The organism is Burkholderia sp. Bp9143, from assembly GCF_003853645.1.
Taxonomy (GTDB): domain Bacteria; phylum Pseudomonadota; class Gammaproteobacteria; order Burkholderiales; family Burkholderiaceae; genus Burkholderia.
The window spans coordinates 21,156-38,985 of the sequence record NZ_QTPO01000068.1 but is presented as its reverse complement, the minus strand read 5'-3'; the positions used below and the strand labels follow the sequence as shown (position 1 = coordinate 38,985).

Genomic DNA, 17,830 nt, shown 5'->3' with positions numbered 1-17,830 from the left:
ATCAGGCTCGCGGTGTTCGGGCTTTCGGCGATCGCACGCATCGCGCGGCCGAGCTTGGTCTTGTGCACGAGCAGCAGGAGGCCGCCCATCACGATGAACGCCACCGCGATGATCACGATTTCAGTGACCGAGATCACGGCGCCGGGTGTCGTGTCGGTGGCCTTGATCACGTTGATCGGGTCGGTCGGCAGCAATTGCGGGAACGGCAGCGGGTTGCGCGACCAGATGATCATCGCGGCCGTCTGCAGCAGGATCGACACGCCGATCGCGGTGATCAGCGGGGCGAGACGCGGTGCGCGGCGCAGCGGCCGGTACGCGACCCGCTCGATCGTATAGCCCACGCACGCACAGACTACCGCGGCGATGCCAAGGCCGATCGTCAGCGTCGCGGCGTTGCCGAGTCCAGGAAAGTGGTTCTGCAGCACGGTGATCGCCGACAGGGCGACCATCGCGCCGATCATCAGCACGTCGCCGTGCGCGAAGTTGATGATGCCGAGAATGCCGTACACCATCGTGTAGCCCAACGCGATGATGGCGTACACACTGCCGAGCACCAGCCCGTTGAGGATCTGCTGGACGAAAATATCCATTTAAAGCTCCTTGGCCCATGCTGCCGGAGGACGTTGCGCCCCGCGGGTAAGCGAGGAATCGCGCCTTCTCGGCGACACTGCGGGTACTAGTCGATACCGGTAAGGGTGGATCGTCCCGGCGCGCGCCGCCCGGCCTGTACGGCCGGACCTGCCGCCGGAGCGGATACAGAAACGGCACCGCACTGTTCCGGTGCCATCATGAGTCCCGTCGCTAAATCGTCACGACATCGAGGACGGTGTACTTGGCCTCCTTGAAGTCGTAGGCAGCGTGCCGCAACGGCCGGCCTCCGGATTCCCGAAGTCCATGCCTTTTTCCGTCCGGGCCGGGGCGAGCCCCGCGTCCGGGCAGATCAGGTTCCGCGCCGCGTCGCCCGCGGGCTCGACCACCTTGACGGCGCACATGCCGTTGTCGCCAAGGGTTTGCGCTCCGATGCCGGACGCCGTCGCCTGCAGTGCAAGCGGGTCGTCCGCGACCGCCCGCGCGGCGCCCGAACCGGCATCGCGAAGGTGGCGCCCGACTTTCGTCAGGACTGCGTCGGAATCCGTGAAACGAAGCAGACCGCCCGCCGCGACGCGATGGGTCGCGGCGACACGCCGTTTCGTCGAATCGAAATGAAAGGGGATCAGTGACATCTGCACGTCGCCTGCGTTGCCCCGAAACCCGGGCGCCCGTCGTTCGACGCGCCCTGCTGCTGCCGCATCACCGCCGGCGGCTCGTTGCCGGGCAATCTGCATGCCCGTCACCCGGTCGATGGCAGCGCCGCCGGCGCGTGCTGCCCGCCGTGCCGAATGCATGCCGATCGTCGGGCCCTGCGCATTGAATTCCTCGATCGCCAAACGTGCCCCGTTGTCCTTGTCTCTGTCCGATTGCGCAATGCGGCACACCGACGACGCCGCACGACCGGTTCCGGCAGCGCGCACGTCGCTGGCCGCCGGTACCGCGCTCGCCGCAGTCTCCCTGCCCGCCCCGTCGTCGCTCTTTTTGCTGCAGCCGGCAAGCATTGCAACCGGTGCGGCGACGGACATGGCGTAAGCCGACTTCACATGCATCGAGTAGGTCTCCCGCGCCTTGCCAAAACCCGATTTCAAAGCCATTCGGGCCTGAAAACGGGCGCATTGTAACTCCATTTATAGGACGCCAATATTCCTGATTCGATGGGGTTTTCCTGCATTGCAACCAATTTTGAGAGACGGTTAAGCGCAGCCATAGCAACCGGGTTGCGCCATTAATGTGAATAATGGTTGCGACCTCGTTCTCGCGACGCAAAAAAAAGCGCGCCGGGAGGCGCGCTTCGGGGTACCGCGGGTGCGATGCGGCAATCAAGCGGCGGGCGGCAGGTTCAGCCCGCGCGGCAGCGGAAACGACACGTTTTCCTCGATGCCGTCGAGTGCGCGGACGTTGCGCACGCCGAGTTCGCGCAGCCGCGCGATCACGGCCTGGGCGAGCACTTCAGGCGCCGATGCGCCGGCCGTCACGCCGATGCGGCGCTTGCCTGCGACCCAGGCCGGATCGATCTGGTCGGGGGCGTCGACCATGTACGCGGCCACGCCGCGCTTCTCGGCCACTTCGCGCAGGCGGCTCGAATTCGAGCTGTTCGGGCTGCCGACGACGATCACGACGTCGCACTGCGGCGCCATGAACTTCACCGCATCCTGGCGGTTCTGCGTCGCGTAGCAGATGTCCTGCTTCTTCGGCTCGCGGATCTTCGGATACTTCGCCTTCAGTGCGCCGATGATCTCGGCCGCGTCATCGACGGACAGCGTCGTCTGCGTGACGAGCGCGATGCGCTCGGGATCGGCGAGCTCGAGCTTCTGCACGTCCTCGACGCTTTCGACGAGATGCATGCCGCGCTCGACCTGCCCCATCGTGCCTTCGACTTCCGGGTGGCCCTTGTGGCCGATCATCACGATGTCGACGCCGTCCTGGCGCATCTTCGCCACTTCGACGTGCACCTTCGTGACGAGCGGGCAGGTTGCGTCGTAAATGCGCAACCCGCGCACGTCCGCCTCATCGCGCACGGCCTTCGACACGCCGTGCGCGCTGAAGATCACGGTGTTGCCGGCCGGCACTTCCTCGAGTTCCTCGACGAAGATCGCGCCTTTCTTCTTCAGATCCTCGACCACGTACTTGTTGTGGACGATCTCGTGACGGACGTAGATCGGCGCACCGTGCATCGCGATCGCGCGCTCGACGATCTCGATTGCGCGATCGACCCCCGCGCAGAAGCCGCGCGGCTGGGCCAGCAGGATTTCGGCATCGGCGGCGACGGTCTGCCCTGACAGCGTATCGGTGGTGCTCATGATTACAGGATTCCGATGATTTTCACTTCGAACGTGAGCGCTTGGCCCGCGAGCGGATGATTGAAGTCGAACAGCGCCGAGGTTTCGCTGACTTCCTTCAGCACCCCTGCATAGCGGCCGCCGTCCGGCGCGTTGAACTCGATCAGATCGCCCGGCGTGAAATCGTCGCCGACCATCCCGTTCTCGCGCAGCGTCGACAGCGTCACGCGCTGGAGCATGTCGGGATTGCGGGGACCGAACCCCTGCTCGGGCGTTAGCTGAAAAGTCGAATGGTCGCCGACCCTGAGCCCGATCAGAATCTGTTCCAGCGAGGGCGCCAGTTGCCCCGCGCCGAGCAGCAGCGTGGCGGGCTTGTCGGAGAAGGTGTTGACGATGTCGGCGCCGGCGGCCAGTGCAAGCCGGTAATGCAGCGTGACATGGGAACCGGGCTTCACTTCGGATAGATCGATGATGCTCATGAATGACTCGTGTTCGTCGGCGCCCGAACTGGCCGAAAGGCCCGGCGCAAAGCCAATATTGTAAGTCACCTGAGCGCGCAAGGCTGAAAGTGCGACGACGTCGCGCCCACGCCCGCCGCCAATGGAGTTTCGATCATGCTGTCATCCTGCCCCGCCGCCACGGCGACCGAATGTCGCGACACCGCCGATGCCCCGGCCGCTCCGGCCCGCCGCATCGACGCCGCCAGGCCGCCGCGCAAGCGCCGCCCGCGAAACTGGCGACCCGATCTGCCGCGCGAGCGGCTGCTCGAGCGCGGGCCGGCCGCACTGACCGACGCGGAGCTGATCGCGCTGCTGCTCGGCACGGGCGGCGGCGGGCGCGACGTGTTCGCCAGCGCCCGTGCGCTGCTCGCGCGGTTTGGCGACTCGCTGCGCGACATGCTCGACGCGAAGCCCGACGTGTTCGCCACGCACCCCGGCATCGGCGCCGCGCGCTCGGCACTGCTGATCGCGGTGACCGAGATCGTGCGGCGCGCGCTGGCCGAACAGGCGCGCGAGCGGGTGCAGATCGATTCGCCGCGCGCGGTCGAGGATTATCTGCGGCTAATGATCGGCACGCGTTCGCACGAGGTGTTCGTCACGCTGTACCTGGATGCCCGCCACGGCCTGATCGAGCTGGAGGAAAGCGCGCGCGGCTCGCTGACGCGGATGGCCGTCTATCCGCGCGAGATCGTGCGCCGCGCGCTCACGCTGAATGCCGCCGCGCTGGTCATCGCGCACAACCACCCGTCCGGCGCGGTGCAGCCGAGTGCCGAGGATCGCCGCCTGACGCGCGCACTGAACGAAGCACTTGCGCTCGTCGACACGAAGCTGCTCGATCACGTCGTCGTCGGCACCGGCGATACATTTTCGTTCGCGCGCGCCGGTTGGCTGTAGACTGTGGCCCGGCGACCCGCCTCGGGGCCGCCGCAACGACGAAGCGAAATTAGGTTTGATTTTTCTGAACTTTTTCTGCTAGAATCGTCGTCTGTCTTTTTTCCAACCAGTTCTAGCCATCGAAGGGCCTTGTCTGTAAAGGCTTCGGCGTTCTGAGTGCAGCCATGGATCACGTGGCGGTGCGATGGAACCTTCATCGGCGATCGAACCCCGAATTTAGCGTATTAGGAGTGCTCTCATGGCACGCGTATGCCAAGTAACTGGGAAAGCGCCGATGAGCGGCAACAACGTTTCCCACGCAAACAACAAGACGAAGCGCCGCTTCCTGCCGAACCTGCAAAACCGCCGGTTCTGGGTGGAGAGCGAAAACCGCTGGGTGCGCCTGCGCGTCTCGAACGCCGGCCTGCGCCTGATCGACAAGAACGGCATCGATTCCGTGCTCGCTGACCTGCGCGCACGCGGCGAAGCCTAAGCCCAAGGAGCACAATCATGGCAAAAGGCGCACGCGACAAGATCAAGCTCGAGTCGACCGCTGGTACGGGTCACTTCTACACGACCACGAAGAACAAGCGCAACATGCCGGAAAAGATGGCGATCAAGAAGTTCGATCCCGTCGTCCGCAAGCATGTGGAATACAAAGAAACCAAGATCAAGTAATCTCCGGTTTCTGCCAGCCTGACGGCGACCGAAAAGCCCCGCACATGCGGGGCTTTTTGTTTTGCGCGCACGCGCCGGCCCGACGCGGTATGCTCTCCCCTTTCCGCGGCCACGGCCGACGGAACGCACAAGATCTAAAGCGCAACGATGGAGATGCAGCATGAAATTCGACGTGGCGATCGTCGGCAGCGGCCTGGCAGGGCTGTCGGTCGCACTCAACCTGGCCAGCACGCGACGTGTCGCGCTGATCGCGAAACGTTCGATGATGGAGGGGGCAAGCGATAACGCGCAAGGCGGCATCGCGGCCGTCCTCGATTCGGCGGACAGCATCGAGAACCACGTCGACGACACGCTGGTCGCCGGCGGCGGGCTGTGCGACGAAGGCGCGACGCGCTACATCGTCGAGCATGGCCGCGAAGCGATCGAATGGCTGATCTCGCAGGGCGTGCCGTTCACGAAGGACGATGCGGCCGAACTCGGTTTCCACCTGACGCGCGAAGGCGGCCACAGCCACCGCCGGATCATCCACGCGGCCGACGCGACCGGCCACGCAGTGCTCGCGACGCTGTCCGACCGCGCGCGCCAGCACCCGAACATCACGTTCTTCGAAAACCACCATGCGATCGACCTGATCACGTCGGACCGGCTCGGCCTGCCCGGCCGCCGCTGTCACGGGCTGTATGCGCTCGACGTCGACAACGACCGCACGATCACGATCGAGGCGCCGCACACGGTGCTCGCGACCGGCGGCGCCGGCAAGGTCTATCTGTACACGACGAACCCCGACACCGCGACCGGCGACGGCATCGCGATGGCGTGGCGCGCGGGCTGCCGCGTGTCGAACATGGAATTCATCCAGTTCCACCCGACCTGCCTGTTCCATCCGTATGCGAAGTCGTTCCTGATTTCGGAAGCCGTGCGCGGCGAAGGCGGCCTGTTGAAGCTGCCGGACGGCACGCGCTTCATGCCCGCGCACGATCCGCGCGCGGAACTCGCGCCGCGCGACATCGTCGCGCGCGCGATCGACTTCGAGATCAAGAAGCGCGGGATCGACTGCGTGTATCTCGACATCAGCCATCAGCCGGAAGCCTTCCTGCGTGAACACTTCCCGACGATCCACGCGCGCTGCCTCGAATTCGGCATCGACATCGCGAAGCAGCCGATTCCGGTCGTGCCGGCCGCGCACTACACGTGCGGCGGCGTCGTCACCGACCTCGCGGGGCGCACCGATCTCGCGGGCCTGTATGCGGTCGGCGAAACGTCGTACACAGGGTTGCACGGCGCGAACCGGCTCGCGAGCAATTCGCTGCTCGAATGTCTCGTGATCGGCCGCGCGGCGGCCGAGGCGATCGAGGCGGCCGGCTTCGACGCCGAAACGCCGGCCACGCTACCCGCATGGGACGAAAGCCGCGTGTCGGATGCGGACGAGGAAGTCGTCGTCGCGCACAACTGGGACGAGCTGCGCCGGCTGATGTGGAACTATGTCGGCATCGTACGCACCGACAAACGCCTCGAACGCGCGAAGCACCGGCTGTCGCTACTGCGCGACGAGATCCACGAGTACTACGCGAACTTCCGCGTGACGCGCGACCTGCTCGAACTGCGCAATCTCGTCGACGTCGCGACGCTGATCGTGAAGAGCGCGTACTCGCGCCGCGAAAGCCGCGGGCTGCACTACAGCCGCGACTGGCCGCACACGCTGCCGAAGGCGCTGCCGAGCGTGCTCACGCCCCGCTCGCGCCGCTGACCAATACACCCTTCCCGGCTGCCGCCGCACAGAAAAAAGCCGCTGGCGTTTCTCACGCCAGCGGCTTTTTTCGTCAGATGGTATATCCCGTGGTCAGTCGACGATCCGCATCGAATAGTCGGTTGCCCGCACGTCCTTCGTCAGCGCGCCGATCGAGATGCGGTCGACGCCCGTCTCAGCGAACATGCGCACCGTATCGAAATTGACACCGCCCGACACTTCGAGCACGGCCTTGCCGGTCGCGACACGCACCGCTTCACGCATCATGTCGAGCGTGAAGTTATCGAGCAGCACCGATTGCGCGCCATGCGTGAGCGCCGTGTCGAGTTGCGCGAGCGTCTCGACCTCGACCTGCACCGGCACGCCCGAATCGAGCGCGAACGCCGCATCGAGCGCTTCGCCGACGCCGCCGGCTGCCGCGATATGGTTTTCCTTGATCAGAATGCCGTCGTACAGCGCGAGACGCTGGTTCTCGCCACCGCCGACCCGCACTGCGTACTTCTGCGCGAGCCGCAGGCCCGGCAGCGTCTTGCGCGTATCGAGGATCTTCGCGCGCGTGCCTTCGACGCGATCGACGTAACGACGCGTCGCGCTCGCGACGCCCGACAGCAGTTGCAGGAAGTTCAGCCCGTTGCGCTCGGCCGTCAACAGCGCGCGCGCCGGCCCTTCGAGTTCGCAGACCGTCGAGTCCGGCGTCATCCGGTCGCCTTCGCGATAGCGCCACTGCACGACGATCGACGGATCGATCCGCGCGATGACGGCCTCGAACCACGGCACGCCGCACAACACCGCTTCCTCGCGCACGATGATGCGCGCACGGCGCCGCTCGCCGGCCGGCACGAGCCGCCCGGTCTGGTCGCCGGTGCCGACGTCCTCGGCGATCGCATCGGCGACGTTGCGCGCGATCGCATCGTCGAATGCCGCGCCGTATTGTGCTCGGACCGCGTCGAACAGCGGAGACACTGCAGTCGTCATGCAGCCCCCACGTTTGCAAACAGTTGCTGGTCGCCCTGCAGATCGCCGCTCGCCTGCACGCGCTTCTTGTGCGCCGCCGCGAAATCGAGCATCCGGTCGATCGGCAGACGCGCGCGCTCACCGATCGCAGGATCGACGAAGATCTCGTTGTGACCGCGCTCGAGCACGTCGGCGAGGTTCGCGAGGCCGTTCATCGCCATCCACGGGCAATGCGCGCAGCTCTTGCAGGTCGCGCTGTTGCCGGCCGTCGGGGCGGCGATGAAGGTCTTGCCGGGGGCCGCGAGCTGCATCTTGTGCAGGATCCCGAGGTCGGTCGCGACGATGAAATGCGTCGCGTCGAACTTCACGGCTGCGTCGATCAGCTGCGTCGTCGAGCCGACGACGTCCGCCTGCGCGACGACGTTTTCCGGCGACTCGGGATGCACGAGCACCTTCGCGTCCGGATATTCGGCGCGCAGCAGGTCGAGCTCGATGCCCTTGAATTCATCGTGGACGAGGCACGAACCCTGCCACAGCAGCATGTCCGCGCCGGTCTTCTTCTGGATGTAGCTGCCGAGATGGCGATCGGGTGCCCAGATGATCTTCTCGCCCCGCGCGTGCAGGTCGGCGACGATCTCGAGGCCGATCGACGACGTGACCATCCAGTCCGCGCGGGCCTTCACGGCGGCGCTGGTGTTCGCGTAGACGACGACGGTGCGATCGGGATGCGCATCGCAGAACGCGGAGAATTCATCGACCGGGCAACCGAGATCGAGCGAGCAGGTCGCGTCGAGATCGGGCATCAGTACGCGTTTCCCGGGGCTCAGAATCTTGGCGGTTTCGCCCATGAAGCGTACGCCGGCGACGACGAGCGTCTGTGCGTCGTGGTCGCGTCCGAAGCGGGCCATTTCAAGCGAATCGGCGACGCAGCCGCCGGTTTCGTCGGCCAGTTCCTGCAGCTCGGCATCCACGTAGTAGTGAGCGACGAGCACGGCCTTTTCACGTGCGAGCAGCGCCTTGATGCGCGCCTTCAGTGCGGCGCGTTCTTCGGCGGACGGTGCATCGGGCACCTTGGCCCACGCTTGCCCGACGCCACAGACGGTCCCTGCCGAGACCGGCCGGTCGTACTCGACGGATTTGATCGTCGATTGCATCTCCATATCTCCTGTCGGCCCGAGTTAGCGCTTTAGCGCTTACTCGAGCCCCATGCTTCGCGGTCGGCCCGAGTTAGCGCTTTAGCGCACTCCAGTCCCATCCTCTACGCTATCACCCGGGGCACCATGTCGCCGCGCCCCCAAGCCTCATACGAATTCCGACGCTTCCGGTCGTCCTTCGAAAACCGGCCGCCCAAATAAAAAAACCCCGCCAACGCGGGGTTTGTGACGTCCTGAGATTCTAATCGATTTCGAATCAGGCGTAGCGACGCAGGCGCGTCGCGAATTCCTGCAGCGCCTTGATGCCGCTTTGTTCCGCGCGATGGCACCAATCCTGCAATTGCGCGAGCAGCTGTTCGCGCGAGGCGGTCGAGCGATCCCAGATCGCGGCCAGATCCTGGCGCAGCTGGAAGTACGTATGCAGCTTCTGGCTGTTCGCGAAGATCTCCGGCAGCAGCTTCTTCTGCGGCTCGTCGAGGCCGTCGGCGTCCTTGTGGAACCACTTGCGTGCGCCACGCATCAGCTGGTACTTCTCGCTCGAGCCGAGTTCCTTCAGGTGCGCGAGCTCCTGGCGATATGCACGCTTCACGGCCTTGCCGTAGCGCGCCATCACTTCGTAGCGGTTCGACAGCACGGCCTGCAGCGTTTCCTGGTCGAGCACCGTCTTCGGCTTGTTCAGGCGCGGCGTCGGCGCGACCTTCTTCACCTTCGCGAGACCGAATGCCGACATGATGCGGATGTACATCCAGCCGATGTCGAACTCGTACCACTTGTTCGACAGCTTCGCCGACGTCGCGAACGTGTGGTGGTTGTTGTGCAGTTCTTCGCCGCCGATCACGATGCCCCACGGGAACAGGTTCGTGCTCGCATCGGCCGAATTGAAGTTGCGGTAGCCCCAGAAGTGGCCGAAGCCGTTCACGACACCCGCGGCCCAGAACGGGATCCAGACCATCTGCACGGCCCACACGGTCAAGCCGAGCACGCCGAACAGCGCAATGTCGATCACCATCATCAGGCTCACGCCGAGGATCGGGTATTTCGAGTACAGATTGCGCTCGATCCAGTCATTCGGCGTGCCGTGGCTGAACTTGCGCATCGTTTCTTCGTTCTTCGCTTCCGCGCGATACAGCTCGGCGCCTTCGAGGAACACCTTCCAGATGCCGCGCGTCTGCGGGCTGTGCGGATCTTCCTCGGTTTCGCACTTCGCGTGGTGCTTGCGATGGATCGCGGCCCACTGGCCCGTCAGCATGCCGGTCGTCATCCACAGCCACACGCGGAAGAAGTGGCTCGCGATCGGGTGCAGCTCCAGCGCGCGGTGCGCCTGGCAGCGGTGCAGGTAGACCGTCACGCCGATGATCGTGACGTGCGTGACGGCGAGCGAGAACAGCGCGACCTGCCACCACGAAAAGCGCAGGAGCCCGTGGGAAAGAAAATCGAGCAGGGAATTCAACAAGGCAGTTACCTGTGGTGAGAGCGATGCCGGCGCAGGCCGACGTCATAAAAATGAAAGCATACCGCGTGTAGACCGGAATTTTACTTCAACCGTTCCAAGTCTTTGTAAAAAATGAATATTTTCTTGCCTTGACGCAACGCGGACAGTCCATCGACGGACCGGGAACGCCCCGCGATCCGGTTCTGGCCGCCGGACGCGCCCGATTCATGCCCGATCCGCGCCGGCACAGCGCGCCTGGGCTGCCGACGCACGCCCGTCCGCCGTGCCGCCGCCGGCCGCGGGCACGCCCTCGGCCACCATCCCGGACGCGGCAAACCCGTCGGGCAGGCCGACCACGCGCACTTCGCGCTGCGGGAACGGGATCGAGATCCCGTGCTCGCCGAACAGCCGCCAGATGTTGCGGTTCACGGCCGAACGCACGCCCGACGTGCCTTTCGCCGAGTCCTCGATCCAGAAGCCGAGCTCCAGATCGATCCCGTCCGCACCGAAGCTGACCAGGTACGACGTCGGCGCCGGCTCCGCGAGAACGCGCGGCACGCCCTTCGCGGCTTGAGCGAGCACCGCGAGCGCCTGCTCGACGTCGCTCGTATAGGCGACCTGCACGGCGACCTTCGCGTAGCCGCGCGTCAGGTACGACGACTGGTTCTGCACGACGTCGGTGATCAGCTTCTCGTTCGGAATCAGCGTTTCGTTGCCGTCGAGGCCGCGCACGACCGTATAGCGCGTGCGGATCTGCGTGACGACGCCCTGCAACCCGCCGACGCTGATCGCGTCGCCGAGCCGCAGCGAACGATCGAGCAGGATGATGAAGCCCGACACGTAGTTGCTGGCGATCTTCTGCAGCCCGAAGCCGAGGCCGACACCGACCGCGCCGCCGAACACGCCGAGCACCGTCACGTCGATGCCGACGAGCGACAGCCCGATCAGGATCGCCGCGAACACGAGCAGCGCGCGACCGACCCGCGACAGCACGACCTTCAGGTTCGCGTCGAGCGTGGTGGCGCGCGCGAGGCGCTCCTCGAGCACCGAGCCGAGCCACATCGCGACCATCAGCGTCACGCACACCCACAGCGCGCCGGAAATCACCGACAGCAGCGTCAGGTGCGCAGTCGCGACGCGGAACTGCACGCTGTCGAGCCACGCGATCACGTCGCGCTGGATCCCGAGCACCGTCAGCACCATCGCCGCCCACACGATCACCGACACGATCTTCTCGACGATCGACAGCCACGCATGCGTGTGGCCGTCACGGGCAAACACGCGCCGCGCGAAGAAGAACAGCACGTAGATCAGCCCGATGCCGAACAGCGGCACGAGCGCGAGCGACAGCAGCGACGTCGACATGAACGGGTCGAACCCGAGCTGCGCGGCCAGCACGATCAGCCCGCCGAACAGCGGGAACAGCGCGCGCTTCAGGCTCTGCGCGCCGGCACCCGGCATCCGGCCGGCCGCGCGCCGGCGCGCGTCGATGCGGCCGTGCACGAAGCGCGCGGCGACCCACGCGAAACACAGCGCGCCGACGAGGATCGCCGCCTGCCAGATCATCACCGGCTGGTTGAAATCGCGGATCACCGACGCGAGCCGGTGCGACAGCAGGCGGTTCTGTATCATCCGACCGCCCTGCCGTTACTGCGCGCGCCGTTCGAGCACCGCGGCGAAGAAGCCGTCGGTCGCATGGCGGTGCGGCCACAGCGACAGGTAGTCGCCAGTCTCGAGCGCGATGCGCTGGTCGGCGAGCACCTTCTGCGCGGGCACCAGAACGAAGTCCGGATGGTCGGCGAGGAACTGCTCGACGATCGCTTCGTTCTCCGCGTCGAGCACGCTGCAGGTCGCGTACACCAGCCGGCCGCCCTTCTTCACGAGACGCGCGGCGCTCGCGAGGATCGACGCCTGCTTCGGCGTGAGCTCCTCGATCGACGTGCGCGTCTGGCGCCACTTGAGGTCGGGGTTGCGGCGCAGCGTGCCGAGGCCGCTGCACGGCGCGTCGACCAGCACGCGGTCGATCTTGCCGGCGAGCCGCTTGATCTTCGCATCATGCTCGCTGTCGATCAGCACCGGGTTCACGTTCGACAGCCCGCTGCGCGCGAGGCGCGGCTTCAGCTTCGTGAGGCGCTTTTCCGACACGTCGAACGCATAGAGGCGCCCGGTCGAGCGCATCATCGCGCCGAGCGCGAGCGTCTTGCCGCCGGCGCCCGCGCAGAAATCGACGACCATCTCGCCGCGGCGCGGCGCGACCAGCGAGCACAGCAGCTGGCTGCCTTCGTCCTGCACCTCGATCTGGCCTTCCTCGAACAGCTTCAGGCGCGTGAGCGCCGGCTTGCCGACGACGCGCACGCCCTGCGGCGCGAACGGCGTCTCGCCCGCGTCGATGCCGTTCGCGCGCAGTGCGTCGATCACCTGGTCGCGCGTCGCCTTCTGCGCGTTGGCGCGCAGGTCGAGCGGCGCCGGGTAGTTCAGCGCGGCGGCGAGCTGCGCGAGTTCCTCGGCGTCGAAACGGGCCGACAGCGCCTGGTAGATCCAGTCCGGCAGGTTCGTGCGCACGCGCACCGGCAGGCTCGCCGGATCGATCTTCGACACGTGCTCGAGCCACGCGGCCTCGGTGTCGGACACGAACGGCTTCAGCGCATTGCGGCCGAGCGTCTGCATCAGGCCGAGCAGCGTCAGGCGCCGCGCGGGGCTGCCCGTGCCGCTCTCGGCGAGGTGAGAAAACTCCATCTTCCGGCGCAGCACCGCGAACACCGCCTCGGCGATCACGCCGCGCTCGGCGTGGCCGAGCTTCGGGTGCGCGCGGAAGAACCGGCTCGTCGTCGCATCGGCGGGGCCGTTGAACTTCAGCACCTCGGCGAGCAAGGTCTCGGTCTGGCCAATCAGGAATCCGTGCAGCTTCATACGCCCTCGCTCGTTTCGGTATGCGGTTGATCCGCGAAAATCCAGCGCGCCTCTTCCGGCGCCACCACTGCCCGTCCGTTCTCGAGGCGCAGGCGCCCCTCGACGAACCAGCGCACCGCACGCGGATACAGCACGTGCTCGACCGTCAGCACGCGCTGCGCGAGTGCGGCCGCATCGTCGCCCGCACGCACGGGCACCGCGCCCTGCGCGACGATCGCGCCGCTGTCGAGTTCGGGAATCACGAAGTGCACGCTCGCGCCATGCAGCGCGACGCCGGCATCCAGCGCCTGCTGGTGCGTGTGGATGCCCTTGAAGCTCGGCAGCAGCGACGGGTGGATGTTCAGCAACCGGCCCTCATATCGTCTGACGAAATCGGGCGTGAGGATGCGCATGAAGCCGGCGAGCACGACGAGATCGGGCGCGAAACGGTCGATCTCGGCGGCGAGCGCCGCATCGAAGCTGTCGCGGCCGTCGAACGAGCGATGGTCGACCACCGCGGTCGCCACCCCGTGCGACGCGGCAAAAGCCAGGCCGGCCGAGTCGGGCCGGTTGGCGATCACGGCGGCGACCTCGGCCGGCCAGCGTTCCTGCGCGCACGCGCGGACGATGGCCTCCATGTTGCTGCCGCGACCGGAAATCAGGATCACGAGTTTTTTCATCCGCGAATTTTACCATTCGCCCCCGCGTTTCCCCCCTTCTCGGCCGCCGGGCCGCCCGAACGTTTATAATCTTCTGCTTTGCGGCATCCCACCGCCCATTCCCCGACGCTGCATCCGCTATCGTGAAAGTCTTCCGCGGCCTGCCCAACGCCGAGAGCCGCGCGCCGTGCGCGCTGACGATCGGCAACTTCGACGGTGTCCATCGCGGCCACCAGGCCCTGCTCGCGCGCGTGCGCGCGGCAGCGGACGCGCGCGGCCTGCCCGTGTGCGTGATGACCTTCGAGCCGCACCCGCGCGAATTCTTCAACCCGGCCGGCGCGCCGCCGCGCATCGCGATGCTGCGCGACAAGCTGGAAGCGCTGCGCGAACACGGGGTCGACCGCGTCGTCGTCGAGCACTTCAACCATACGTTCGCGAGCCAGTCGCCGCAGGCGTTCGTCGAACGCACACTGGTCGGCGGGCTGCACACGCGCTGGATGATGGTCGGCGACGATTTCTGCTACGGCGCGAAGCGCGCGGGCACCTTCGACACGCTGAAGGCGGCCGGCGAACAGTACGGCTTCGAGGTCGAGCAGATGGGCACGGTTGCCGGCAGCGACGGCACGCGCATCTCGAGCTCGGGCGTGCGCGCCGCGCTCGCCGCGGGCGATCTCGACGCGGCCGCGCAGGCGCTGGGCCACGGCTACGCAATCAGCGGCCACGTCGCGCACGGGCTGAAGCTCGGCCGCGACCTCGGCTTCCCGACCCTGAACCTGCCGATCGCGCACAAGCGGCCGGCGCTCGCGGGCATCTTCGTCGTGCAGGTGCATGGCCTGGGCCCCGCCCCGCTGCCGGGCGTCGCGAGCCTCGGGCTGCGCCCGACCGTCGACGATTCCGGCCGCGTGCTGCTCGAAGTCCACCTGCTCGACTGGCACGGCGACGCGTACGGCAAGCTCATCCGCGTCGAATTCCTGAAGAAGCTGCGTGACGAGGCGAAGTTCGACGATCTCGAGGCGCTGTCGCGCGCGATCGCGCTGGACGTCGCGAACGCGCGCGCGTACTTCGTCGAGCGCGACCGTGCGCCGGGCAGCCGCGCAACCGGCTTCTCGACATCGGCGACCGATCGAATTAGCTGATCCGGCCGGCGGCGCCCCGCGCCGCCCCTCGCGCCGCCGACACGCGCGCATCCCGATTCACGACGCACGAGCGTCCCCCGATTTAGATAGCGATCCCATCATGAGCAACAAGAAAGCCGATTCGAAACCGCAGGCCAAGTATCCGGTCAACCTGCTCGACACGCCGTTCCCGATGCGCGGCGACCTGCCCAAGCGCGAGCCGCAGTGGGTCAAGGAATGGGAAGAGCGCGGCATCTACGAGAAGATCCGCGCGGCCAGCCAGGGCCGGCCGAAGTTCATCCTGCACGACGGCCCCCCGTATGCGAACGGCGACATCCACCTCGGTCACGCGGTCAACAAGATCCTGAAGGACATCGTCGTCAAGTCGCGCAACATGGCCGGCTTCGACGCGCCGTACGTGCCGGGCTGGGATTGCCACGGGATGCCGATCGAGATCCAGATCGAAAAGCAGTTCGGCAAGTCGCTGCCGGCGGCCGAAGTGATGAGCAAGGCGCGCGCGTACGCGACCGAGCAGATCGAGAAGCAGAAGGTCGGCTTCAAGCGCCTTGGCGTGCTTGGCGACTGGGCGAATCCGTACAAGACGATGAACTTCGTCAACGAGGCGGAAGAGATCCGCGCGCTCGGCAAGATCATCGAGAAGGGCTACGTGTATCGCGGGCTGAAGCCGGTGAACTGGTGCTTCGATTGCGGCTCGGCACTCGCCGAGGCGGAAGTCGAGTACAAGGACCGCACCGACCCGACGATCGACGTGATGTTCGCATTCGCGGAACCGGAAAAGACCGCGCAGGCGTTCGGCCTGCCGGCGCTGCCGCGCGCCGAGGGCGGCATCGTGATCTGGACCACCACGCCGTGGACGATCCCCGCCAACCAGGCGCTGAACCTCCATCCGGAAATCGTCTATGCGCTGGTCGACACCGAGCGCGGGCTGCTGATCATCGCGGAAGAACGCGTCGAAGCCTGCATGACCGAGTTCAAGCTGACCGGCCGCGTCGTCGCGACCACCCCCGGCGTGAAGCTCGCGAACCTGCGCTTCCACCACCCGCTCGCGTCGGCCCACCCCGGCTACAAGCGCACCGCGCCCGTCTACCTCGGCGACTACGTGACGACCGATACGGGTACCGGCGTCGTGCACTCGTCGCCCGCCTACGGCATCGAGGACTTCCAGTCGTGCAAGGCGCACGGGATGACCGACTCGGACTTCATCAACCCGGTGATGGGCGACGGCCGCTACATCGAATCGCTGCCGCTGTTCGGCGGCCTGTCGATCTGGGACGCGAACCCGAAGATCGTCGAGGCCCTGAACGCGGCCGGCTCGCTGCTGCGCAGCGAGAAGTACACGCACAGCTACATGCACTGCTGGCGCCACAAGACGCCGATCATCTACCGTGCAACGTCGCAGTGGTTCGCCGGCATGGACGTGACGCCGCGCGACGACGGCAAGACGCTGCGCGAAACCGCGCTCCAAGGCGTCGAGGCGACCGCGTTCTACCCGTCGTGGGGCAAGCAGCGCCTGTTCAGCATGATCGCGAACCGTCCCGACTGGACGCTGTCGCGCCAGCGCCAGTGGGGCGTGCCGATGGCGTTCTTCGTGCACAAGGAAACCGGCGAGCTGCACCCGCGCACGCTCGAGCTGCTCGAGGAAGTCGCGAAGCGCGTCGAGCAGTCGGGCATCGAGGCATGGCAGTCGCTCGATCCGCGCGAACTGATCGGCGACGACGCGAACCTGTACGAGAAGAACCGCGACACGCTCGACGTATGGTTCGACTCGGGCACGACGCACTGGCACGTGCTGCGCGGCTCGCACAAGGATCAGTTGCAGTTCCCGGCCGACCTGTATCTCGAAGGCTCGGACCAGCATCGCGGCTGGTTCCACTCGTCGCTGCTGACCGCGTCGATGATCGACGGCTGCGCACCGTACAAGGGCCTGCTCACGCACGGCTTCACGGTCGATGGCGAAGGCCGCAAGATGAGCAAGTCGCTCGGCAACGGCATCGACCCGCATGAAGTCGCGAACCGCCTCGGCGCGGAAATCATCCGCCTGTGGATCGCATCGACCGACTATTCGGGCGAGCTCGCGATCTCCGAGGAAATCCTGAAGCGCGTGACGGAAGGCTATCGCCGCATCCGCAACACGCTGCGCTTCCTGCTCGCGAACCTGTCGGACTTCGACTTCGCGCAGCATGCGGTGCCGGTCGACGAATGGCTCGAGATCGACCGCTACGCGGTCGCGTTCTCCGCACAACTGCAGACGGAACTGCTCGGCCACTACGAGAAGTACGAATTCCACCCGGTCGTCGCGAAGCTGCAGACGTACTGCTCGGAAGACCTCGGCGGCTTCTACCTCGACGTGCTGAAGGACCGCCTGTACACGAGCGCGGCCGATTCGCGCGCGCGCCGCTCCGCACAGACGGCGCTGTACCACCTGACGCACGGACTGCTGCGCGTGCTCGCGCCGTTCCTGTCGTTCACCGCGGAAGAAGCGTGGAAGGTGTTCCAGCCGGCCAGCGACACCGTGTTCACGGAAACCTACTACGCGTATCCGGAAGTCGCCGGCGCGGCCGCGCTGATCGAGAAGTGGGCGCTGCTGCGCGACGTGCGCGGCAACGTGACGAAGGCGCTCGAGGAAGCACGCACCGCGAACCGCATCGGTTCGTCGCTGCAGGCCGAAGTGGCCGTGCACGCGAGCGGCGCGCGCTACGACGCGCTCACGAGCCTCGGCGAAGACCTGAAGTTCGTGCTGATCACGTCGGCGGCGACGGTCGTGAAGGTCGACGACGAAGCGCAGGAAAGCGTCGACGTCGCGGCGTCGAAGTACCAGAAGTGCGAACGCTGCTGGCACTATCGCGAGGACGTCGGCGCGCACGCCGATCATCCGACGCTGTGCGGCCGCTGCTTCTCGAACCTGTTTGAAAACGGCGAAATCCGGAGCGCTGCTTGA

At 66.3% G+C, this 17,830-nt stretch carries 15 protein-coding genes and 1 pseudogene; 6 read left to right on the top strand and 10 right to left on the bottom strand.

Annotation, left to right across the window (positions count from 1 at the left end; translation table 11 throughout):
- The 4 genes and pseudogenes from DIE23_RS34860 to DIE23_RS34845 form a co-directional block, all read right to left on the bottom strand.
- On the bottom strand, window positions 1–590 hold a 590-nt coding region (locus DIE23_RS34860), incomplete at its 3' end, for a branched-chain amino acid ABC transporter permease (protein ID WP_148093484.1).
- Window positions 591–801: 211 nt separating this feature from the next.
- Window positions 802–1,640, bottom strand: a pseudogene (locus tag DIE23_RS34855) (branched-chain amino acid ABC transporter).
- A gap of 270 nt (window positions 1,641–1,910) precedes the next feature.
- A complete protein-coding gene (gene ispH, locus DIE23_RS34850) occupies window positions 1,911–2,891 on the bottom strand; it encodes a 4-hydroxy-3-methylbut-2-enyl diphosphate reductase (RefSeq protein ID WP_006488968.1) in 981 nt (326 codons plus the stop codon).
- 2 nt (window positions 2,892–2,893) lie between these two features.
- Window positions 2,894–3,349 (bottom strand): peptidylprolyl isomerase, encoded by a 456-nt coding sequence (locus DIE23_RS34845; RefSeq protein WP_124616871.1) that lies wholly within the window; start codon window positions 3,347–3,349, stop codon window positions 2,894–2,896.
- Window positions 3,350–3,484: 135 nt separating this feature from the next.
- On the opposite strand from DIE23_RS34845, the gene radC reads away from it, so the two are divergent.
- The 4 genes from radC to nadB all read left to right on the top strand — a co-directional run bounded on the left by radC (window position 3,485) and on the right by nadB (window position 6,668).
- Window positions 3,485–4,264 carry a RadC family protein gene (radC, locus tag DIE23_RS34840; protein ID WP_124616867.1) on the top strand — a complete coding sequence of 260 codons (780 nt, stop codon included), beginning with the start codon at window positions 3,485–3,487 and terminating at the stop codon, window positions 4,262–4,264.
- Window positions 4,265–4,502: 238 nt separating this feature from the next.
- Window positions 4,503–4,736: a 50S ribosomal protein L28 gene (rpmB, locus tag DIE23_RS34835; protein WP_004186391.1), complete on the top strand. Its 234-nt coding sequence runs from the start codon at window positions 4,503–4,505 to the stop codon at window positions 4,734–4,736.
- 17 nt (window positions 4,737–4,753) lie between these two features.
- On the top strand, window positions 4,754–4,921 hold the full coding sequence (gene rpmG, locus DIE23_RS34830; RefSeq protein ID WP_006478046.1) for a 50S ribosomal protein L33: 168 nt from the start codon (window positions 4,754–4,756) through the stop codon (window positions 4,919–4,921).
- A 160-nt stretch (window positions 4,922–5,081) separates the two neighbouring features.
- The gene (gene nadB / locus DIE23_RS34825) at window positions 5,082–6,668 is read left to right on the top strand and encodes an L-aspartate oxidase (protein WP_124616865.1); all 1,587 of its coding nucleotides are present in this window, start codon (window positions 5,082–5,084) and stop codon (window positions 6,666–6,668) included.
- A 93-nt stretch (window positions 6,669–6,761) separates the two neighbouring features.
- Here nadB and nadC read toward each other — a convergent pair whose 3' ends face one another.
- From nadC to purN, 6 genes are all read right to left on the bottom strand, one after another.
- Window positions 6,762–7,643: a carboxylating nicotinate-nucleotide diphosphorylase gene (nadC, locus tag DIE23_RS34820; RefSeq protein ID WP_124616863.1), complete on the bottom strand. Its 882-nt coding sequence runs from the start codon at window positions 7,641–7,643 to the stop codon at window positions 6,762–6,764.
- The gene (gene nadA / locus DIE23_RS34815) at window positions 7,640–8,776 is read right to left on the bottom strand and encodes a quinolinate synthase NadA (protein ID WP_124616861.1); all 1,137 of its coding nucleotides are present in this window, start codon (window positions 8,774–8,776) and stop codon (window positions 7,640–7,642) included. The genes nadC and nadA overlap by 4 nt, the downstream gene beginning before the upstream one ends.
- A 256-nt stretch (window positions 8,777–9,032) precedes the next feature.
- Window positions 9,033–10,229: an acyl-CoA desaturase gene (locus DIE23_RS34810; protein ID WP_124616859.1), complete on the bottom strand. Its 1,197-nt coding sequence runs from the start codon at window positions 10,227–10,229 to the stop codon at window positions 9,033–9,035.
- A 204-nt stretch (window positions 10,230–10,433) separates the two neighbouring features.
- Window positions 10,434–11,840: a mechanosensitive ion channel family protein gene (locus DIE23_RS34805; protein ID WP_124616857.1), complete on the bottom strand. Its 1,407-nt coding sequence runs from the start codon at window positions 11,838–11,840 to the stop codon at window positions 10,434–10,436.
- A 15-nt stretch (window positions 11,841–11,855) separates the two neighbouring features.
- Window positions 11,856–13,118, bottom strand: a complete 1,263-nt coding sequence (locus DIE23_RS34800; RefSeq protein WP_124616855.1) for an RsmB/NOP family class I SAM-dependent RNA methyltransferase — start codon at window positions 13,116–13,118, stop codon at window positions 11,856–11,858.
- Window positions 13,115–13,777, bottom strand: a complete 663-nt coding sequence (purN, locus tag DIE23_RS34795) for a phosphoribosylglycinamide formyltransferase (protein WP_124616853.1) — start codon at window positions 13,775–13,777, stop codon at window positions 13,115–13,117. Before purN ends, DIE23_RS34800 begins: the two co-directional genes overlap by 4 nt.
- Before the next feature lie 122 nt (window positions 13,778–13,899).
- Here purN and DIE23_RS34790 point away from each other — a divergent pair, with 122 nt between their 5' ends.
- Entirely contained in the window at window positions 13,900–14,892 is a 993-nt protein-coding gene (locus tag DIE23_RS34790; RefSeq protein ID WP_124616851.1) for a bifunctional riboflavin kinase/FAD synthetase, read from the top strand.
- A 100-nt stretch (window positions 14,893–14,992) separates the two neighbouring features.
- Window positions 14,993–17,830, top strand: a complete 2,838-nt coding sequence (gene ileS / locus DIE23_RS34785; RefSeq protein WP_124616849.1) for an isoleucine--tRNA ligase — start codon at window positions 14,993–14,995, stop codon at window positions 17,828–17,830.

Excerpts from the sequence above, each read along its gene's own strand:
- purN (WP_124616853.1), bottom strand. The coding sequence starts at position 13,777 with ATGAAAAAACTCGTGATCCTGATTTCCGGTCGCGGCAGCAACATGGAG.
- radC (WP_124616867.1), top strand. The coding sequence starts at position 3,485 with ATGCTGTCATCCTGCCCCGCCGCCACGGCGACCGAATGTCGCGACACC.
- DIE23_RS34800 (WP_124616855.1), bottom strand. The coding sequence starts at position 13,118 with ATGAAGCTGCACGGATTCCTGATTGGCCAGACCGAGACCTTGCTCGCC.
- ispH (WP_006488968.1), bottom strand. The coding sequence starts at position 2,891 with ATGAGCACCACCGATACGCTGTCAGGGCAGACCGTCGCCGCCGATGCC.
- DIE23_RS34845 (WP_124616871.1), bottom strand. The coding sequence starts at position 3,349 with ATGAGCATCATCGATCTATCCGAAGTGAAGCCCGGTTCCCATGTCACG.
- rpmB (WP_004186391.1), top strand. The coding sequence starts at position 4,503 with ATGGCACGCGTATGCCAAGTAACTGGGAAAGCGCCGATGAGCGGCAAC.
- nadB (WP_124616865.1), top strand. The coding sequence starts at position 5,082 with ATGAAATTCGACGTGGCGATCGTCGGCAGCGGCCTGGCAGGGCTGTCG.
- ileS (WP_124616849.1), top strand. The coding sequence starts at position 14,993 with ATGAGCAACAAGAAAGCCGATTCGAAACCGCAGGCCAAGTATCCGGTC.
- nadA (WP_124616861.1), bottom strand. The coding sequence starts at position 8,776 with ATGCAATCGACGATCAAATCCGTCGAGTACGACCGGCCGGTCTCGGCA.
- DIE23_RS34805 (WP_124616857.1), bottom strand. The coding sequence starts at position 11,840 with ATGATACAGAACCGCCTGCTGTCGCACCGGCTCGCGTCGGTGATCCGC.
- rpmG (WP_006478046.1), top strand. The coding sequence starts at position 4,754 with ATGGCAAAAGGCGCACGCGACAAGATCAAGCTCGAGTCGACCGCTGGT.
- nadC (WP_124616863.1), bottom strand. The coding sequence starts at position 7,643 with ATGACGACTGCAGTGTCTCCGCTGTTCGACGCGGTCCGAGCACAATAC.